Here is an 18340-nt window from a genome sequence, read left to right as displayed (position 1 = left end):
AACTCCTAATGCGCGACGGCGGCGGCGCCGTGCTCGTCGACGAGGGCACCGGTCGTGAAGCGGTCCAAAGTGAACGGTTCGGCGTACTCGTGCGGCTTGCCCCGCGCGATGGTGGCCGCGAAGACGTCGCCGACGCCCGGCGTGGCCTTGAAGCCGCCGGTCCCCCAGCCGCAGTTGAGGAACAGGTTCTCCACCGGCGTCAGGCCGATGATCGGCGACGCGTCCGGGCTGACGTCCACGATGCCCGCCCACGTCCGCAGCAGGTGCGCCCGCGCGAACACCGGGAACAGCTCCAGCGCGGCGGCCATCTGCTGCTCGATGATGTGGAACGAACCGCGCTGGCCGTAGCCGTTGTAGCTGTCGATGCCGGCGCCCATCACGAGTTCGCCCTTGTGCGCCTGGGAAACGTAGACGTGCACGGCGTTCGACATGACGACCGTCGGGTGGATCGGCTCGAGCAGCTCGGACACCAGCGCCTGCAAGGGATGCGACACCAGCGGCAGGTCCAGCCCCACCATGCGAGCCAGCACCGACGAGTGCCCGGCGGCGCACAGCGCGACCTTGCCGGCGGCGATCCGGCCCCTCGACGTCTCGACGCCGGTGACCCGCCCGCCGGTCGTGGTGATGCCGGTGACCTCGCAGTTCTGGATCAGGTCGACGCCCAACTGGTGCGCGGCGCGCGCGAAACCCCAAGCCACGTAGTCGTGTTTCGCGATGCCCGCGCGCGGCTGGAAGGTCGCGCCGAGCACCGGGTAGCGGACGTCCGGCGAGGTGTTGACGATCGGGCAGATCTCCTTGACGCCGTCGGCGTCCACCCACTCGGCGTCGATGCCGTTGAGCTTGTTCGCCTCGACGCGGCGGACGCTGTCGCGGACGTCCTGCAGGCTGTGCGCCAGGTTCAGCACCCCGCGCTGGCTGAACAGGATCGGGTAGCCGAGGTCCTCTTCGAGGCCTTCCCACAGCTTGAGGGAGTGCTCGTAGATGCCGGAACTCTCGTCCCAGAGGTAGTTGGAGCGGATGATCGTGGTGTTGCGGGCCATGTTGCCGCCCGCGAGCCAGCCCTTCTCCAGCACGGCGACGTTGGTGATGCCGTGCACCTTGGCCAGGTAGTACGCGGTGGCGAGCCCGTGCCCGCCGCCGCCGACCACGACCACGTCGTAGGCCGGTTTCGGATCCGGGTTGTCCCAGAGGAAGTCCGGGTGCTCCGGCAGGTCGGTCATCGGGCCTCCTCCGACGGGTACAGCGGGAACGCTTCGGTCAGCGCGGTGACGCGGGACCGAAGCTTCTCGACGTCGCAGCTGGGCCGCAGCGCCTCGGCGATGACGTCGGCGGCCTCGCGGAACTCGGCGTCGCCGAAGCCGCGCGTGGCCAGGGCGGGGGTGCCGATCCGCAGGCCGGACGTCACCATCGGCGGCCGCGGGTCGAAGGGGACGGCGTTGCGGTTGACCGTGATGCCGACCTCGTGCAGCCGGTCCTCGGCCTGCTTGCCGTCGAGCTCGGAGTTCCGCAGGTCGGCGAGCACCAGGTGGACGTCGGTGCCACCGGTCAGCACGTCGATCCCGCCGTCCAGGAGCCGCTCGGCCAGGACCTTCGCGCCGCTGAGCGTCCGCTGCTGGCGTTCGGCGAACTCCGGCTCGGCGGCCATCTTGAACGCCACGGCCTTGGCGGCGATGACGTGTTCGAGCGGCCCGCCCTGCTGACCGGGGAACACGGCGGAGTTGACCTTCTTGGCCAGTGCCGCGTCGTTCGTCAGGATCACGCCGCCGCGCGGGCCGCCGAGCGTCTTGTGCGTGGTGGTCGTGGTGACGTGCGCGTGCGGGACCGGCGAGGGGTGCAGCCCCGCGGCGACCAGGCCGGCGAAGTGCGCCATGTCGACCATCAGGTACGCGCCCACCTCGTCGGCGATCTCGCGGAACCGCACGAAGTCGAGCTGCCGCGGGTAAGCCGACCAGCCGGCGATGATCACCTTCGGCCGGTGCTCCTCCGCGAGCCTCGCCACCTCCGCCATGTCGACCCGGTAGTCCTTTTCGGACACTTCGTACGCGGCGACGTCGTAGAGCAGGCCGGAGAAGTTGATCCGCATGCCGTGGGTCAGGTGGCCGCCGTGGGCGAGCGAAAGGCCGAGGATCTTGTCGCCGGGCTTGAGCAGCGCGGCCATCGCGGCCGCGTTGGCCTGGGCGCCCGAGTGCGGCTGGACGTTGGCGAACCCGGCGCCGAACAGCGCCTTGACCCGGTCGATGGCGAGCTGTTCGAGGACGTCGACGTGCTCGCACCCGCCGTAGTACCGCCGGCCGGGGTAGCCCTCGGCGTACTTGTTGGTCAGCACCGAGCCCTGGGCCTGGAGCACGGAGAGCGGGGCGAAGTTCTCGGAAGCGATCATCTCGAGCGTCGACTGCTGCCGGTGCAGCTCCGCGCCGATCGCCTCGGCCACGGCCGGGTCGTAGTCGGCCAAGGAGTGGTTGAGCATCGCGGACCCTTCGTGGTCGACTTCTAATATATCAATCGTCGATGTAGACTAAGTGGCGTGCACCCCCAGGTCAATCCCCCTTCACTGGCCGAACAGGCTTATCTCTTCGTCCGCGACCAGCTCGTCATGCTCGACATCCCGCCGGGCTCGCCCATCGCCGAGGAGGAGCTCGGCACCGCGCTCGGCATGGGCCGCACGCCGATCCGCGAGGCGCTCAAACGCCTGGAGTCCGAGCGGCTGGTCGTCGCCTACCCGCGGCGCGGGACGTTCGCCACCGACGTCAACATCTCCGACCTCGCGCACATCTCCGAGGTCCGGCGCACGCTGGAGCCGATGGCGACGGCCGCCGCGGCCGCGCGCGCGACCGCCGCCGACCGGGCGACGCTGACCGAGCTGCGGGCGGGGCTCGACGCCGGCGTCCCGGACGGCGACAACGCCGAGCTGCTGCGCACCGACCTCGCCCTGCACCGGGCGATCTACCGGTGCGTGCACAACCCGTACCTCGAGGACACGCTGATCCGGTACGACAACCTCGCGACCCGGATCTGGGGCGTGTTCGTACCCCGGCTGTCCGGGATGGCCGGCCACGTCGACGAACACGTCCCGCTCCTCACCGCGATCATCGAGGGCGACGCCGAGAAGGCGGCCGCGCTGACGCTCGAGCACGTCACCGGGTTCGAGGCCGCCATCCGGGCCTTGATCTAGGCGCTCAGCCGGGCGCGGACCCAGTCGTGGAACGCACCGATGTGGTGCTCGCTGGGCACGAGCACCCCGCCGTTGACGTACGAGCGCGAGTCCATCGCCAGCTGGCAGCGTTCGCACGCCTCGAAGTCCTGCAGGTTGACGCGGTGGAACAGCTCGACCGAGCGCGTCAGGTCGCGGCCCGACTCGACCACCTCCGGCAGGTACAGCCAGTCGCAGCGCACCAGCGTCCGGTCCGGGGCCAGCGGGAACATCCGGTGCAGGATCACGTGGTCCGGGACCAGGTTGACGAAGACACCCGGCTTGATGGTGATCGCGTAGTACTTGCGGTCCTGGGCTTCGGTGACGCCGGGCAGCCGGTCGACGCCCTCGCTCCCGTCGATCGTGAAGCCCTTGATCTCGCCGCCGAACTCGGCGCCGTGGCCGACGTAGTACTGCGCGGCGTAACCGTCGGCGAACTCCGGGAGCACCTCGGTGAGCTCCGGGTGGATCGTCGCGCAGTGGTAGCACTCCATGAAGTTCTCGATGATCTGCTTCCAGTTCGCCTTCACGTCGTACTCGATGCGCTTGCCGAGCGCGAGGCCGTCGATGCCGTAGGCGTCGATCTCTTCGGCGCCGCCCAGGCGTTCGGTGACCGCGCCGACGACGGTCTCCTCGAACGACGGCGGCTCGTCGGCCAGGCAGACCCAGGCGTAACCGAGCCATTCGCGCAGGTGAACCTTGGTGAGTCCGAACTCGGTCCGGTCGACGTCGGGCATCCCGGTGAGGTTCGGCGCGGCGACGAGCTTGCCGTCCAGGCCGTACGTCCAGGCGTGGTACGGGCACTGGAAGGCGCGCTTCACGGTGCCGCTCTCGGCCGTGCAGAGCCGGGCGCCGCGGTGGCGGCAGACGTTGAGGAACGCGTTGAGCCCGCCGTCGCGGCCGCGCGAGACGAGGACGCTCTCCTTGCCGACCTGGACGGTCTCGAACGAGCCCGGAGTCGGCAGGTCGGCGCTGCGCACGGCGCAGAACCAGTCGGCCTCGAAGATCTTCGCCTGTTCGAGGGCGAAGACCGCCGGGTCGGTGTAGGAGCTGCCGGGCAGGGTGGCGAGCAGGCTCGGCGGGAGATCGATTGCGGTCACCGGCGTGGTCCTCTCCGCGGATCAGTTCGGGAGTTGCGCAGAACGCGTCTTGTTGCTCACTCCGGAACAGAGTGACTGCCGCCACGCACGGCTGTCAACCCTGTGGACAACCGCCACTTTCACATGAAAGTGCGGCTTGTCCACAGGCAGCCGGGCCGTCGATCGCCCGCCGGAACAGGGTTTCGATCTCCGCCCGGGTCGGGCGGGGGTCGGCCAGGGCCGCCTGCATCAAGAGGCCGCAGAACAACCCGGCCAGGAGCCGGCCGGTGAGCGGGTCCGTGCGGCTGCCGAAGAACGCGATGAGCGCCTCGTCCCAGGCCGCGCTCGCCTTGCGCAGCGCCGGCCGGTGCAGGGCGGCGACGTACAGGTCGTACTCGACGACGGTGTCGCGGTACTGCTCGTTGATGTAGCCCATGACCAGGTCGGCGAGCGCCGCGGCGAAGTCGGCGTCCGACGGGAGCGCGGACTCCCACTCCTTCAGCGCGTGGACGTTCTTCTCGGCGGCCTCGTGCAGGGCGACCTCCAGGAGGTCGTCGAGCGTCGCGAAGTGGTAGGTCGTCGAGCCGAGCGGCACGCCGGCCGCGGCGGCGACCGAGCGGTGCGTGACCCCGTCGATCCCCCGCTGGGCGACCACCTCGATCGCCGCCTTGGCGATCCGCGCCCGCCGTTCGGGGTCGTTCGGACCACGGCGCCGCGTCGCGCCGGGTTCGCTCTTCGCCATCGAGCCCCCTTGTGGACATCTGTACACGCTTCGCGTACAAATGTACGCACTCCAGGCACTGAGCAGCCACTACCGATCCGGGAAGGGCCGCATGACGGACCGCCACCTCGACGTACTCAACCCCGCGACCGGCCAGGTGATCGAGCAGGTCGCCGTAGCCGGGCGCGAGGAGGTCGACGCCGCGGTCACAGCCGCTCGCCGGGCTTTCGACGACGGCCCGTGGCGGCGGACCACCGCCACCGAACGCGGCGCGCTGCTCCGGCGCACCGCCGACCTCCTGGTCCGCGACCGCGAAGAGCTGGCCCGCACCGAGAGCCTCGACACCGGCAAGACGCTGGGCGAAGGCCGCATCGACATCGACGACGTCACCAATGTCTTCCGCTACTACGCCGACCTCGCGGACAAGGACGCCGGACGGCTGGTCGACGCGGGCAGCGCGAGCGTCGTCAGCCGGATCGTGCACGAACCCGTCGGCGTCTGCGCGCTGATCGCGCCGTGGAACTACCCGCTGCTGCAGATGTCCTGGAAGGTCGCGCCCGCCCTCGCCGCGGGCAACACCGTGGTGCTCAAGCCCAGCGAGGTCACCCCGCTGACCACGATCAAGCTCGTCGCCCTGCTCGAAGAAGCGGGCGTGCCGCCCGGCGTGGTCAACCTGCTGCTCGGGCCGGGCCACGTCGGCGCGGCCATGGTCGAGCACCCGGCCGTCGACCTCGTCTCCTTCACCGGCGGCTACGCGACCGGCGAGAAGATCATGACGGCCGCCGCGAAGGGCGTCCGCCGGGTCGCCCTCGAACTCGGCGGCAAGAACCCGAACGTGGTCTTCGCCGACGCCGACTACGACACCGCGCTCGACTACGCGCTGATGGCCGCGTTCGTCCATTCAGGACAGGTCTGCTCGGCGGGCGCGCGGTTGATCGTCCAGGACGAGATCCACGACCGGTTCGTCGCGGACCTCGCGGCGCGCGCCGACCGGATCCGGGTCGGCGACGGTCTCGACCCCGCGACCGAGACCGGCCCGCTGGTTTCGGCGCAGCACCGCGCCAAGGTCGAGGGCTACATCGAAAGCGCTGTCAAGGACGGCGCGACGCTCCGGGCGGGCGGCAAGCGTCCCGAAGGTCCGCAGTACGAAAAGGGTTTCTTCCTGCGCCCCACCGTCTTTTCCGACTGCACCAGAGACATGGCGGTCGTCCGGGAAGAGGTCTTCGGCCCGGTCGTCACCGTGGAACGCTTCGCCGAAGAGGCCGACGCGATCGCGCTGGCCAACGACACCGAGTACGGGCTCGCCGGAGCCGTGTGGACGTCGGACGCGTCCCGCGCCCAGCGCGTCGCCGGGGCCCTGCGCCACGGCACCGTGTGGATCAACGACTACCACCCCTACCTGCCGCAGGCGGAGTGGGGCGGGTTCGGCCGATCCGGCATCGGCCGCGAACTCGGACCGTCCGGGCTCGCGGAGTACCAGGAAAGCAAGCACGTCTACCAGAACATCGATCCCGTTCCGCAGCACTGGTTCAAGGGCTGATCCCCACCACTTAAGGACGCTGCCATGACCACGCAAGAAAAGCCGGCGGGCGGGGGGCCTGCCCCGGACGACAGCTCCGACCTCGAAAAGTTCGGTTACCGGCAGGAACTCGAGCGCTCCCTGGGCTCCTTCTCCAGCTTCGCCGCCGGGTTCTCCTACATCTCGATCATGACCGGCGTGTTCCAGCTGTTCTTCTTCGGCTTCGCCTCGGGCGGCCCGGCGTTCATCTGGACCTGGCCGCTGGTCTTCCTCGGCCAGCTCGCCGTCGCGCTGTGCTTCGCCGAGCTCGCCGGCCAGTTCCCGCTCGCCGGGTCGGTCTACCAGTGGGCCAAGCAGATCGCGAAGCCCGCGACGTCGTGGCTCGCGGGCTGGATCATGATCATCGGCGCCATCGTCACGGCCGGCGCCGTCGCGGTCGCCTACCAGATCATCCTGCCGCAGGTCTCGACCGCGTTCCAGATCGTCGGCAGCGACTCCCACGCCGGGCTGACGTCGACCCCGGGCGGCGCGCAGAACGCCATCATCCTGGCCCTGGTGCTGGTCGTGTTCGCCACGATCGTGAACGTCATCGGCGTCAAGCTGATGGCGAAGATCAACAACTTCGGCGTCGCGGTGGAGCTGTCCGCGGTCATCCTGCTGATCATCGCGCTGGCCATCCACATCAAGCGCGGCCCGCAGGTCGTCTTCGAGACGCACGCCACGGGTGACGGTCACTCGCTCGGGTACCTCGGGGCGTTCCTGGTGGCGTCGCTGATGAGCGCGTACGTCTTCTACGGCTTCGACACCGCGGGCTCGCTCGCGGAAGAGACCACCCAGCCGCGCAAGCACGCCCCGCGCGCGATCCTGCGGGCGATCACGGCGTCGTTCATCGTCGGCGGCCTGGTGATGCTGGTCGGGATGATGGCGGTCGGCGACATCAACGCCGAGGAGCTGAGCACGTCCGGCATGCCGTACCTGTTGAAGAGCACGCTCGGCGAAGGGCTCGGGGACGCGTTCCTGATCTGCTCGGCGATCGCGATCACCGTGTGCTGCCTGGCCGTGCAGACGGCGGCGATCCGGATGGCGTGGGCGATGGCCCGCGACGGCCGGCTGCCGTTCAGCAAGGCGATGGCGAAGGTGTCGCCGCGGTCGAAGACGCCGATCCTGCCGGCGCTGCTCACCGGCGGCCTCACCGTCGTCGTGCTGCTGATCAACCTGGGCAACCAGCGGGCGTTCTTCATCCTGACCTCGACCGCGATCATCCTGTTCTACATCCCCTACCTGATGGTCACCGGCCCGATGCTGCTGCGCCGCCTGCGCGGGCAGTGGCCGCGCCCGGAGCACGGCCCGTACTTCAAGCTGGGCCGCTGGGGCACGCTGGTGAACGCGGTCGCGGTGCTCTACGGCGCCGGGATGACGATCAACCTGATCTGGCCGCGCGCCGAGGTCTACGGCGACGACCACTGGTACTTCCAGTGGGGCGCGGTGATCGTCACCGGGCTGATCGTGATCATCGGTGCGATCATGCTGTACGTCCGGCGCGGCACTTGGGGTTCCTCGCACACGAGCCCCGAGCACATGCCGGACACCACCCCGGACACCTTGCCCGGCTGAGGAGGCCCCATGAGTTCCGATACCTACGACTTCGTCATCGTCGGCGGTGGCTCGGCGGGCTGCGCGCTGGCGAACCGGCTGTCGGCCGACCCGTCGAACAAGGTCCTGGTCCTGGAGGCGGGGCGGTCCGACTACAAGTGGGACGTCTTCATCCACATGCCGGCCGCGCTGACCTTCCCGATCGGGTCGAAGTTCTACGACTGGGGCTACCGCAGCGAACCCGAGCCGTACATGAACCGCCGTCGCGTCTACCACGCGCGCGGCAAGGTGCTCGGCGGGTCGTCCAGCATCAACGGGATGATCTTCCAGCGCGGCAACCCGATGGACTACGAGCGCTGGGGCGCCGACCCCGGGATGTCCACTTGGGACTACGCGCACTGCCTGCCGTACTTCAACCGCATGGAAAACTGCCTCGCGGACGCCCCGGACGGCCAGTGGCGCGGCCACGACGGGCCCCTCGAGCTCGAACGCGGACCGGCGTCGAACCCGTTGTTCCAAGCCTTCTTCGACGCCGCCGAGCAAGCGGGCTACCCGCGCACCGACGACGTCAACGGCTACCGGCAAGAGGGCTTCGCGGCGTTCGACCGCAACGTCCGGAAAGGACGGCGATTGTCCGCGGCGGGCGCGTACCTGCACCCGGTCATGAACCGCCCGAACCTGACGGTGAAGACGCACGCGTTCGTGTCGCAGATCCTCTTCGACGGCACACGCGCGATCGGCGTCGAGTACGCCGAAGGCCGCAAAGCGCCGGGCGAGGTGTACGGCAAGGAGATCATCCTCTGCGGCGGCGCGATCAACAGCCCGCAGCTGCTGCAGCTCTCCGGCGTCGGCAACGCCGCGGACCTGGAGAAGCTCGGCATCGACGTCGTCAAGGACCTGCCGGGCGTCGGCGAGAACCTCCAGGACCACCTGGAGGTGTACATCCAGTACGCCTGCAAGCAGCCGGTGTCGATGCAGCCGTCGCTCGCCAAGTGGAAGCGGCCCTACATCGGCGCGCAGTGGCTGTTCCTGCGGTCCGGGCCGGCCGCGACCAACCACTTCGAGGGCGGCGGGTTCGTCCGGTCCAACGACGAGGTGAAGTACCCGAACCTGATGTTCCACTTCCTGCCGGTGGCGATCCGCTACGACGGCTCGTCGCCGACCGGGGGCCACGGCTACCAGGTGCACGTCGGCCCGATGTACGCCGACACCCGCGGCTCGGTGAAGCTCACCTCGACCGACCCGCGGCAGCACCCGGCGATCAAGTTCAACTACCTGTCCACCGAGAACGACCGGCGCGAATGGGTCGAAGCGGTGCGGGTGGCGCGGAAGATCCTCAACCAGTCCGCGCTGGACCCGTTCAACGACGGGGAGATCTCGCCGGGGCCGTCGGTCGAGACGGACGAGGAGATCCTCGACTGGGTCGCCAAGGACGCCGAGACCGCGCTGCACCCGTCGTGCACGGCCAAGATGGGCGTGGACGAGAAGTCCGTCGTCGACCCGCAGACCATGCGGGTGCACGGCACCGAGGGCCTGCGCGTGGTCGACGCGTCGGTGATGCCCTACATCACCAACGGCAACATCTACGCGCCGGTGATGATGACCGCCGAGAAGGCCGCCGACCTGATCCTCGGCAACACCCCGCTCGCCCCGGTCAAGCTGCCGTTCTACCGGCACGGGGACAACTAGCCCGGACGTCGTAGCGCCCGTACCGCCATCCTCGGTACGGGCCTTCGGCGTACCCGGGAAGTGTGTTGCCCGCTAACGAAAACTACCGGGGCGTACCCCCTTGACGACGTCCTTCCCGGGATTCAGACTTTGTTGCGGATCACAGTCGATGTTCCCCAATGCGCAACAGTCTCGGAGGACTCATGATTCGCGCGTGCACCGTCGACGAGCTGCCTCCGGGTGAGTCCGTCCGCATCCCCGGGTCGCCCGCCATCGCGGTGTTCCACACCGAGGACGGCGAGCTGTACGCCATCGACGACACGTGCACCCACCAGGACGCTTCCCTGGCCGACGGCTGGCTCGAAGGCTGCTTCGTCGAGTGCCCGCTGCACGCGGCGATGTTCGACCTGCGCACGGGCGTGCCGACCTGCCTGCCGGCGAAGGAGCCCGTGCGCACGTACTCGGTCGTCGTCGACGACGGCGTCGTCTACGTCGAGGGTGTGGCCCGCGAGGACGCCGCGTGAGGCGCATCGCGGTCGTCGGCGCGTCGCTCGCCGGGGTCCGCGCCGCGCAGGAGCTGCGTGCGCAGGGGTACGACGGCGGGATCGTGCTGATCGGCTCCGAAGCCCACTTGCCGTACGACCGGCCGCCGCTGTCGAAGGGCTTCCTGGCCGGGACGGCTTCCGCCGCGTCGCTGGAGCTGCTCGACGCCGGAGACCTCGCTTCCCTGGCGCTGGACTTCCGGCTCGGTGTCAGCGCGACGGCGCTGGAGCCCTCGGACCGCCGCGTCCGGCTGTCGGACGGCAGCTCGGTCCACGCGGACGGCGTCGTCATCGCGACCGGCGGCCGGGCCCGCACGCTGCCGGGGTTCGAGGGCGCTTTCGTGTTGCGGACCCTCGACGACGCGGTGGCGTTGCGGGCCGCCCTGGTGCCCGGGGTCCGGGTGGCGATCGTGGGGGCCGGGTTCATCGGGGCCGAGGTGGCCTCGACGTGCCGGTCCCTCGGCCTGGACGTGGTCGTCCTGGAGGCGCTGGCCGCCCCGCTGGCGCCGGTGCTGGGTGCTTCGCTGGCCGCGGTGTGCGCCCGCCTGCACCGCGACCACGGCACGGACCTGCGCTGCGGCGTCCAGGTCACGGGCCTGTCCCCGGCCGGCGTCGAGCTGGCCGACGGCTCCCTGGTCCCGGCCGACGTGGTCGTGACGGGCGTCGGCATGACCCCGGCAACGGACTGGCTGGCGGGCTCCGGGGTGCCGGTCGGCAACGGCGTCCACACGGACGCGGGCCTGGTGACCCCGCTGCCTCAGGTGGTGGCGGTGGGCGATGTGGCCCGCTACGGGGGCCGGCGGCACGAGCACTGGACGAACGCGTCGGAGCAGGCCCCGGTCGCGGTGGCCAACCTGCTGGCCGGCCGGACCGCGCGGACGTACGAGCCGAGCGGGTACGTGTGGTCGGACCAGTACGGGGGAAGGCTGCAGCTGGCGGGCCACCCACGCCCGGACGACACGCTGTCGTTCGTCGAGGGCGACCCGGACTCGTCGTCGTTCGTGGCGACGTTCCAGCGCGACGGGGAGACGGTGGGGGTGTTCGCGCTGAACAACGCGAAGCTGTTCACCCGCCTGCGCCGACAGACCCTCCGGCGCCCGGCCGCGGTGTGACCAGGCCGCGCTCTACGGCCAACCTCACCAGGCCCGCGCGGCGGCGCTCGCCGGTCTTGTCGCGGATTCGCTCGAGGTAGTGGCGCACCGTGCGCAGGCTCAGTGCGAGGCGGTCGGAGATCTCTTCGTCGGTGAGGCCGTCCGCCACCGCCTGCAGCACCCGCAGCTCCTGCGGGCTGAACTGCTGCGACCCGGCCGCTCGGCGTTCCGCCACGATCGACGGCACCGCGGCGAACTCGGCGGGTACCGCGACCTCCCCGCGGGTCACGGTTGCGATCGCGCGCAGGATCTCGGCGGCGTCCGCGTCCTTGCTCAGGACCCCCTGCACGCCCGCCCGCAGCGCCTCGACGGTCAGTTCGGCGGTCGCCCACGCGGTGACGATCAGCACCCGGATCGCCGGGTCGGCCGACCGGATCCGCGCGGCCGCGTCGATGCCCGTCATCCCGCGCATGCCGTGGTCCATCAGGACGACGTCGGGCCGGGTGTCCAGGGCCAGTGAGACGGCCTCCTCGCCGCTGCTCGACGTGCCCACGATCGTGTGCCCGGCGGCGCGCATCGCCTGCACGATCGCTTCCCGGTAGAGCGGGTGATCTTCGACGACCACCAGCCGCACCGGGGAAACCGCGCCGGCCACCGGCTCGGCGACCGGCTCGGCCGCCGGCGTCCCCTCCGGTCGCCGGGCCTCGGCCCAGAGCGTGCGGAACCGGCCGATGTCCCCGTCGAGCGCCGTCACCACGGCTTCGAGTGCCGGCCAGGTCGGCAGGGCGGCGCTCGCCAGCACCCGGTGGGCGGTGTCGCGGCTGACTCCCCCGCGTTGCGCGAGCACGCGCACCCCGGGCGCTCCCGCCCGCAGGTACACCTCGTGGAGTGCGTCGACGAGCCGCCGGTGCGCCCCCGAGGGCACTTCCGGCTTGCCGACCACCGCCACGGCCACCTCCTCGCCCAGCGTCAGACTACGTCAGATCCTGCTGCCCACCGCTCATCCCGTATCGAGCGACGTGTGACAGAAGTGGGAAATTTCGTCCGACTTCGTCAGAAACTATGGCAAGTATGACGGTCCATCGGCGAAGATGGCAAGGTCACTCCGTCCGGACACCTGGAGCCGGTGATGGGCTTGGACCCCGCCCTCGCGGCCGCCATCGCCGGTGGTTCCGGCCTCCCCGTACTCGTCTACGGCATCGCGCGGATCGCCGACCGGGTGGTGTTCCTGGTCGGCCTGCGCATGTTGCTGCGCCGGGCGAAACCCCGGGCGAGCGACACGGTCCTGTCCGACTACATCACGCACCACGCCCCGCGCACCCGGCGGCGCCCGCCGTAGCGGGAAAGTCTCAACCGGGGTTTCAAAGATACGCTTCACCCACATGGAGCTGACCCTCGACGAACTCCGCGCGTTGACCGGCTGGGCCGCGGCCTGCGCGGCGCGGGTGCTGCCGCTGTACGAGACCCGCGTCCCCGACGACCCCCGCCCCCGGTCGGCGATCTCGGCGGCGAAGGCGTTCGCGGCCGGAGAGCCGCGGACGAAAGCCTTGCGCACCAAGGCATGGGCCGCCCTCGCGGCGGCCGGCGAGACCACCGACCCGGCGGCATCGGCGGCCGCACGGGCAGCGGTGGCCGCGGCGGGAGCGGCTTACCTGCACCCACTGGAGTCACCGCACCAGGTGAAGCACATCGTCGGCCCGGCCCAGCAGGCCGCGTCGGCGCGCGAGCTCGCGGGCGGTGACGCGGAGGCGGAGATCGAGTGGGCGTTGTCGCAGGCCCCGCCGGAGGTGCCTGCCCTCCTCCGCCGCTTCCCACCCGGCAAGCCGGGCCGCACCCGCCTGGGCGAGCTGCACCGGCGGCTGGAGACCGCTCTGCGCGTCACCGGCTGAGCGCGGTCACAGCCGGGCTTTCTTGTCCCGCAGCATGTTCCGGACCGCGCGGACGACGTTGCGGTGGCGCAGAACCAGCCGAACGGACGAACGCGCTACAACGCCAGGTCGTCGAGGTCCGACTCCAGGCGGGCGCGCCACGTCCACCGCCGCTCGGTCGTGTCCGCGCTCTCAGGCGCCGGGGGCCCCAGGGGCAGCGCCGGGTCGGTGATCTTGAACGTCACCCGGTACGCCAGCACCGAAGCCGCCGTGCGGAGCCACGTGTCTCCCGTTGTTCCCGTCGGTGGGGCGACACCCAGCGCGTGGCCGAACCACGTCGGGAGCAGGGCGTTCGAGCCCAAAGCGTCCGTGATGCGCGTGCGTAGCCGGACCTGCAGGTCGTGCCACGCCCGCTCGGCGCGTTCCAGCTGAGGCACCACCCGCGCCTCCACCGCGTCCGCCTCGCGCAAGGCCAGGCGAGCCTGCTCCGCCGACTGCTCCGCGGCCGGGATCTCCTCGTCCAGCAGCGTGCGGCGCCGGGTCGTCAGCGCGCGCAGGCGGGACTCCGCGTCGCCGCGGGGTCGGGAGCCGCGGTCGGTCGAGGCCAGGATGCCGATGACGTCGAGCAAGTCCGCGTCGCAGCGGGCATGGGCCTCGTGCACCGAGGACAGCCGCGAGATCTCCTCCGCGTATCGCGCGCGCTGCTCCTTCGTGACGAGCTCCTTGTGCAGGTCGTCCCACCGCGCCGCCTCGGCGGCCAGCGCGCGTGTCTCCGCGCCGACGTCGTCGAGGTCGGCGCGCGGGACGCCGTCGGACACGCGGACCGCGCGCTCCAGGGCGTGGACCTGCTGCTGCAGCCGCTCCAGGCGGCGGCCGAGCAGGTCGATCCGGTCCTCCTGGCGGGTCGCGCCGCCGGTCTCGAGCCGCTCGCTCAGGTCGGCGACGTCCTGGCGCAGGCGATCGTCGGTCTCCTCGACGGCGGCCCGCAGCCCGTCGACCGCCGCGAACAGCTCGTCCAGGTCACGCCGGGTCGGGTCGACGGGCTCGACGTACTCCTGCTCGAACTCGGGGTCGTCGCCGTAGGTCGCGTAGCCGTGGCTCACGGGATCCGGCTTTCGCGCCACAGCAGCCCGGCCGTGGCCGCGGCCCCGAGCGCCGCCAGGACCGTGGCGGCGACGGCCGCCGGCCACGGGATCAGCGCGCACACCAGCAGTACGGCCGTGGCGCTGCCCGCCCACGCCGCGCGCGTCCGCTCGCGGATGACGTCGCCGACCCGGCGGACCGGCGCGAAGCCGATCCACAGGCCCGCGGCGAACAGCGGCACCAGCACGAGCAGCCACAGCGGCGAGAGCACCTCGAACAGCACGAGCGCCCCGGCGACCAGCGGCACCAGCACCGGCGCGGCCGCGAACCACACGACCGCGCGCTGCGTCGCCGCGTGCCGCGCCTCGAGCTCGGCGTTGGCGAGCCGGTGCTTGGCCTCGTCGAACGCCAGCTCGGCGTCGAGCAGCCGGTGGGCGCTCGCGACGAGCCCGTCCATCGCTTCGACGTCGCCGGGCGGGGTCGCCAGCCCGTCGCGCAGGTCCTGCTTGAGCCGGGTCACCCGGCTTTCCGCCAGGTCGCGGTCGTGCTGGGCTGGAGTCGTCACGCGGACACTTTAAGTGCCGTCGCCGTCACCACCGGCCAACTCCGCCGGTGCGTCTACAAATCACCGAGGGCGGTGACGGGTGACTCCACGCAGTCGGCGACGAACCGCAGGAACCCGCCGGCCGTGCCGCCGTCGCAGACCCGGTGGTCGAAGGCCAGCGTCAGCTCGCAGACCTTCCGCACGCCCAGCGCGCCGTCGACGACCCACGGCCGGTCGATGATCCGGCCGATGCCGAGGATCGCGGCCTCGGGGTGGTTGATGATCGCGGCCGAGCCGTCGACGCCGAAGATGCCGTAGTTGTTGACGGTGAACGTGCCGCCGGTGAGGTCCGCGGGCGCCGGCTTGCCGTCCCGCGCGGTGCGGGCCCGGTCGCCGATCGCCGCCGAAAGGTCCCGCGTGGACAGCGCCCCGGCGTCCCGCACCACCGGCACGACCAGCCCGCGGTCGGTCTGCGCGGCGAACCCGAGGTGGATCTCGTCCAGCAGGACGATCTCGTCGCCCTCGACGCGCGAGTTCAGCTCCGGGTACTTCTTCAGCCCCGCGACGGCGAACCGCGCGATCAGGCCGAGCAGGCTGACCGGCCGGTCGGTCTTGGCGTTCAGCGCCGCGCGCGCGGCGACCAGTTCCGAAGCGTCGACGTCCACCCAGACCGTGGCCTCGGGGATCTCGCGCCGGGACGTGGTGAGCTTGTCCGCGACGGCCTTGCGCACGCCGGTCAGCGGGATCCGCTTCCCCTTCCCCGTCGCGGCGGGCTTCTTCAGCGCCGCCTCGACGTCGGCGCGGCGGATGATGCCGTCCGCGCCGGTGGCGGTCACCTTCGCGAGGTCGATCCCGTTGTCCGCGGCCAGTTTCCGGACGAACGGCGAGATCACGCCGGGTGCCTTGGCCTTCGGCGCGGGCGCCTCGGGACGCCGCGCGCGCTTGCGCCGAGTGGTGGGCGCGGTGCCGTAGCCGATGAGGACGTTGCCGCTTCCCGCCGACGTCGTGACGCCGGGCTCGGCGAACCCGCCGACGCTCAGCAGCGGCGCGCCGACCGGCAGCAGCTGCCCCGGCGTGCCGTGCAGCGCGGACACCACGCCGGCGAACGGCACCGGCACCTCGACCGCGGCCTTCGCCGTCTCGACCTCGACGACGATCTGGTCGACGGTCACCGTGTCGCCGACCTGCACGCGCCAGTCGAGGATCGCCGCCTCGGTCAGGCCTTCGCCGAGGTCCGGCAGCAGGAAGTCAGGCACCGGCCACCACCGGGGTGTCGGCCCACTGCAGGCGCGCGATGGTGTCGAGGATCCGGTCGACGTCCGGCAGCGTGTGCCGCTCCAGCTTCGGCGCCGGGTACGGGATGTCGAGCCCGGTCACCCGCAGCACGGGCGCGTGCAGCTGGTGGAAGCACTGCTCGGTGACGCGCGCGACGACCTCGGCGCCGTAGCCGCCGAACCCGGCGGCCTCGTGCACGACCACCGCGCGGCCGGTGCGGCGCACCGACGCCGTCACGGTCTCGTCGTCGAACGGGCTCAGCGAACGCAGGTCCACGACCTCGACGTCCCAGCCTTCGTCCTTCGCGGCCTCGGCGGTTTCCAGCGCGGTGGCGACCATCGGGCCGTACGCGATCAGCGTGACGTCCTTGCCCTCGCGCCGGACCACGGCCTTGTCCATGGCCGGGCCCTTCCGCGCGAACGAAACCTCTTCGCCGGACCAGTAGCGCGCCTTGGGTTCGAGGAAGACCACCGGGTCCGGCGACTCGATGGCGTCGCGGAGCAGGTCGTAGGCGTCCTGCGCGGTGCCCGGCGTGACGACGCGCAGGCCCGGCGTGTGCGTGTAGTACGCCTCGCTGGAGTCGCAGTGGTGCTCGACCCCGCCGATGCCGCCGGCGTAGGGGATGCGGATGACCATCGGCAGCGAAAGCGCGCCACGCGTGCGGTTGCGCAGCTTCGCCACGTGCGAGGTGATCTGCTCGAACGCGGGGTAGGCGAAGGCGTCGAACTGCATCTCGACGACCGGGCGGAACCCGCCCATGGCCATCCCGACGGCGAACCCGACGATGCCGGCCTCGGCCAGCGGCGTGTCGAAGCAACGGCTCTCGCCGAAGTCGGCGGTGATCCCGTCGGTGACCCGGAAGACCCCGCCGAGCGCGCCGACGTCCTCGCCGAACACGAGCACCCGGTCGTCGTCCTTGAGCGCGTCCCGCAGTGCGGCGTTGAGCGCCTGCGCCATCGTGGTCGTCATCAGGCCTCCAACTCGGCTTTGAGGGCCGCCCGCTGGGCTTCGAGCTGGCGGGTCGGCTCGGCGTAGACGTGGTCGAACAGGGACATCGGGTCCAGCTCGGGCTCGGCGTTCAGGGTGTCGCGGACGGTCTGGGCGAACGCCTCGGCGTCGGCCTGGAACTGCTCGATCTCGGTGTCCCGCAGGGTGTTCCGGCTCTTGAGGTAGGTCTCGAGCCGCTGCAGCGGGTCCGCTTCACGCCACTTCGCGACTTCTTCGGCCTCGCGGTAGCGGGTGGCGTCGTCGGCGTTGGTGTGGGCGTCGATGCGGTAGGTGTGGGCCTCGACGAGGACCGGGCCACGGCCTTCGCGGGCGTGCTTCACGGCGTCGTCGAGGACGGCGAGGACCGCGACGGCGTCGTTGCCGTCGACCTGCTCCGAGCGCATGCCGTAGCCGACGCCCTTGTACGCGAGCGCGGCGGCGGCGCTCTGCTTCTCGAAGGGGACGGAGATGGCGTAGCGATTGTTCTGCACGAAGAACACCGCGGGCGCCTTGAAGACGGCGGCGAAGTTGAGCGCCTCGTGGAAGTCGCCTTCGCTGGTGGCGCCGTCCCCGATGAGCGCGAGCGCGACGGCGTCCTCGCCCCGCCGCTGCATGGCGTGGGCGAGCCCGGCGGCGTGCAGCGTCTGCGTGGCGAGCGGAGTGCACTGCGGCGCCACGCGCGTCTCGGCCGGGTCGTAGCCGCAATGCGCGTCACCGCGGAGCAGCGTCAGGACTTCGCCGGGCTTGAGGCCGCGCGCGATGAGGGCGACCGAGTCGCGGTAGGTGGGGAAGAGCCAGTCCGGCTCACCCAGGGTGAGCGCGGCGGCGACCTGGCAGGCCTCCTGGCCGGCGCTGGAGGGGTAGACGGCGAGCCGGCCCTGCTTGGTGAGCGCGGTCGCCTGGACGTCGAAGCGGCGGCCCAGGACCATCAGCCGGTAGGCCTCTTTCAGGCGGTCTTCGGCGGGCTCGACGTACCCGTGGTGCCGGTCGACGGGCGTCCCGTCTTCGGCGAGGAACCGCACCGGGGTCGCGGACGGCAGCAGGGCTTCCACGGACACCACCTCTCGCAGACATATGATGCTCGAATGGTGGTTCTCGGCGGTGTTGTGTTCAAGGGTTCGGCGAAATGAGCGACAAACAGTCTTCCCAGGGGTCTTCCGGAGACCAAACGTCCATCGGT

General features: G+C 71.1%; 18 protein-coding genes. 8 read left to right on the top strand and 10 right to left on the bottom strand.

Annotation, left to right across the window (positions count from 1 at the left end; translation table 11 throughout):
* Window positions 1-5 precede the first annotated feature (5 nt).
* Both SD460_RS15770 and glyA read right to left on the bottom strand, forming a co-directional pair.
* Window positions 6-1220 (bottom strand): sarcosine oxidase subunit beta family protein, encoded by a 1215-nt coding sequence (locus SD460_RS15770; protein WP_290058121.1) that lies wholly within the window; start codon window positions 1218-1220, stop codon window positions 6-8.
* Complete coding sequence (gene glyA, locus SD460_RS15765) at window positions 1217-2467, bottom strand: serine hydroxymethyltransferase (RefSeq protein ID WP_290058120.1); 1251 nt, start codon at window positions 2465-2467, stop codon at window positions 1217-1219. The genes SD460_RS15770 and glyA overlap by 4 nt, the downstream gene beginning before the upstream one ends.
* 57 nt (window positions 2468-2524) lie before the next feature.
* On the opposite strand from glyA, the gene SD460_RS15760 reads away from it, so the two are divergent.
* A complete protein-coding gene (locus tag SD460_RS15760; protein WP_290058119.1) occupies window positions 2525-3172 on the top strand; it encodes a GntR family transcriptional regulator in 648 nt (215 codons plus the stop codon).
* Here SD460_RS15760 and SD460_RS15755 read toward each other — a convergent pair.
* Together SD460_RS15755 and SD460_RS15750 are read right to left on the bottom strand one after the other, a co-directional pair.
* A complete protein-coding gene (locus SD460_RS15755; protein WP_290058118.1) occupies window positions 3169-4290 on the bottom strand; it encodes an aromatic ring-hydroxylating oxygenase subunit alpha in 1122 nt (373 codons plus the stop codon). The two genes, SD460_RS15760 and SD460_RS15755, sit on opposite strands and share 4 nt — an antisense overlap.
* Window positions 4291-4384: 94 nt before the next feature.
* Window positions 4385-5011 (bottom strand): TetR/AcrR family transcriptional regulator, encoded by a 627-nt coding sequence (locus SD460_RS15750; protein WP_290058117.1) that lies wholly within the window; start codon window positions 5009-5011, stop codon window positions 4385-4387.
* Window positions 5012-5102: 91 nt separating this feature from the next.
* Here SD460_RS15750 and SD460_RS15745 point away from each other — a divergent pair, with 91 nt between their 5' ends.
* The 5 genes from SD460_RS15745 (at window position 5103) to SD460_RS15725 (ending at window position 11424) form a co-directional block, all read left to right on the top strand.
* Entirely contained in the window at window positions 5103-6530 is a 1428-nt protein-coding gene (locus SD460_RS15745; protein WP_318306290.1) for an aldehyde dehydrogenase family protein, read from the top strand.
* Window positions 6531-6554: 24 nt separating this feature from the next.
* Complete coding sequence (locus SD460_RS15740; protein WP_290058115.1) at window positions 6555-8123, top strand: amino acid permease; 1569 nt, start codon at window positions 6555-6557, stop codon at window positions 8121-8123.
* Between the two features lie 9 nt (window positions 8124-8132).
* Window positions 8133-9791, top strand: coding sequence for a choline dehydrogenase (betA, locus tag SD460_RS15735; RefSeq protein ID WP_290058114.1), 1659 nt, complete (start codon window positions 8133-8135; stop codon window positions 9789-9791).
* A gap of 182 nt (window positions 9792-9973) precedes the next feature.
* Window positions 9974-10294, top strand: a complete 321-nt coding sequence (locus SD460_RS15730) for a bifunctional 3-phenylpropionate/cinnamic acid dioxygenase ferredoxin subunit (RefSeq protein ID WP_290058113.1) — start codon at window positions 9974-9976, stop codon at window positions 10292-10294.
* Entirely contained in the window at window positions 10291-11424 is a 1134-nt protein-coding gene (locus SD460_RS15725) for an NAD(P)/FAD-dependent oxidoreductase (RefSeq protein ID WP_290058112.1), read from the top strand. Before SD460_RS15730 ends, SD460_RS15725 begins: the two co-directional genes overlap by 4 nt.
* Here SD460_RS15725 and SD460_RS15720 read toward each other — a convergent pair.
* A complete protein-coding gene (locus tag SD460_RS15720; RefSeq protein WP_290058111.1) occupies window positions 11378-12352 on the bottom strand; it encodes a response regulator transcription factor in 975 nt (324 codons plus the stop codon). The two genes, SD460_RS15725 and SD460_RS15720, sit on opposite strands and share 47 nt — an antisense overlap.
* 180 nt (window positions 12353-12532) lie before the next feature.
* Between SD460_RS15720 and SD460_RS15715 the strand changes: the two genes are divergently transcribed.
* Complete coding sequence (locus SD460_RS15715) at window positions 12533-12742, top strand: hypothetical protein (RefSeq protein ID WP_290058110.1); 210 nt, start codon at window positions 12533-12535, stop codon at window positions 12740-12742.
* A 43-nt stretch (window positions 12743-12785) separates the two neighbouring features.
* Entirely contained in the window at window positions 12786-13292 is a 507-nt protein-coding gene (locus tag SD460_RS15710) for a putative immunity protein (protein WP_290058109.1), read from the top strand.
* 95 nt (window positions 13293-13387) lie between these two features.
* On the opposite strand, the gene SD460_RS15705 is transcribed toward SD460_RS15710, so the two are convergent.
* From SD460_RS15705 to pdhA, 5 genes are read right to left on the bottom strand one after another with little or no spacing between them, the layout of a single operon-like run.
* A complete protein-coding gene (locus SD460_RS15705; RefSeq protein ID WP_290058108.1) occupies window positions 13388-14374 on the bottom strand; it encodes a coiled-coil domain-containing protein in 987 nt (328 codons plus the stop codon).
* Window positions 14371-14919 carry a hypothetical protein gene (locus SD460_RS15700; protein ID WP_290058107.1) on the bottom strand — a complete coding sequence of 183 codons (549 nt, stop codon included), beginning with the start codon at window positions 14917-14919 and terminating at the stop codon, window positions 14371-14373. Before SD460_RS15700 ends, SD460_RS15705 begins: the two co-directional genes overlap by 4 nt.
* A 53-nt stretch (window positions 14920-14972) precedes the next feature.
* Window positions 14973-16154, bottom strand: coding sequence for a dihydrolipoamide acetyltransferase family protein (locus SD460_RS15695; protein ID WP_318306289.1), 1182 nt, complete (start codon window positions 16152-16154; stop codon window positions 14973-14975).
* Entirely contained in the window at window positions 16147-17142 is a 996-nt protein-coding gene (locus tag SD460_RS15690) for an alpha-ketoacid dehydrogenase subunit beta (RefSeq protein ID WP_290058105.1), read from the bottom strand. Before SD460_RS15690 ends, SD460_RS15695 begins: the two co-directional genes overlap by 8 nt.
* Window positions 17142-18218 carry a pyruvate dehydrogenase (acetyl-transferring) E1 component subunit alpha gene (gene pdhA / locus SD460_RS15685; protein ID WP_290058104.1) on the bottom strand — a complete coding sequence of 359 codons (1077 nt, stop codon included), beginning with the start codon at window positions 18216-18218 and terminating at the stop codon, window positions 17142-17144. Before pdhA ends, SD460_RS15690 begins: the two co-directional genes overlap by 1 nt.
* Window positions 18219-18340 lie beyond the last annotated feature (122 nt).

Source organism: Amycolatopsis solani, assembly GCF_033441515.1.
GTDB classification, from domain to species: Bacteria; Actinomycetota; Actinomycetes; order Mycobacteriales; family Pseudonocardiaceae; genus Amycolatopsis; species Amycolatopsis solani.
Note: the sequence above shows the minus strand (reverse complement) of the source record. Positions and strands in the feature narration are given on the sequence as shown.

Coding starts and splice junctions, on each gene's coding strand:
- SD460_RS15770 (WP_290058121.1), bottom strand. CDS start 1,220: ATGACCGACCTGCCGGAGCACCCGGACTTCCTCTGGGACAACCCGGAT.
- SD460_RS15750 (WP_290058117.1), bottom strand. CDS start 5,011: ATGGCGAAGAGCGAACCCGGCGCGACGCGGCGCCGTGGTCCGAACGAC.
- glyA (WP_290058120.1), bottom strand. CDS start 2,467: ATGCTCAACCACTCCTTGGCCGACTACGACCCGGCCGTGGCCGAGGCG.
- SD460_RS15740 (WP_290058115.1), top strand. CDS start 6,555: ATGACCACGCAAGAAAAGCCGGCGGGCGGGGGGCCTGCCCCGGACGAC.
- SD460_RS15710 (WP_290058109.1), top strand. CDS start 12,786: ATGGAGCTGACCCTCGACGAACTCCGCGCGTTGACCGGCTGGGCCGCG.
- SD460_RS15690 (WP_290058105.1), bottom strand. CDS start 17,142: ATGACGACCACGATGGCGCAGGCGCTCAACGCCGCACTGCGGGACGCG.
- SD460_RS15745 (WP_318306290.1), top strand. CDS start 5,103: ATGACGGACCGCCACCTCGACGTACTCAACCCCGCGACCGGCCAGGTG.
- betA (WP_290058114.1), top strand. CDS start 8,133: ATGAGTTCCGATACCTACGACTTCGTCATCGTCGGCGGTGGCTCGGCG.
- SD460_RS15730 (WP_290058113.1), top strand. CDS start 9,974: ATGATTCGCGCGTGCACCGTCGACGAGCTGCCTCCGGGTGAGTCCGTC.
- SD460_RS15715 (WP_290058110.1), top strand. CDS start 12,533: ATGGGCTTGGACCCCGCCCTCGCGGCCGCCATCGCCGGTGGTTCCGGC.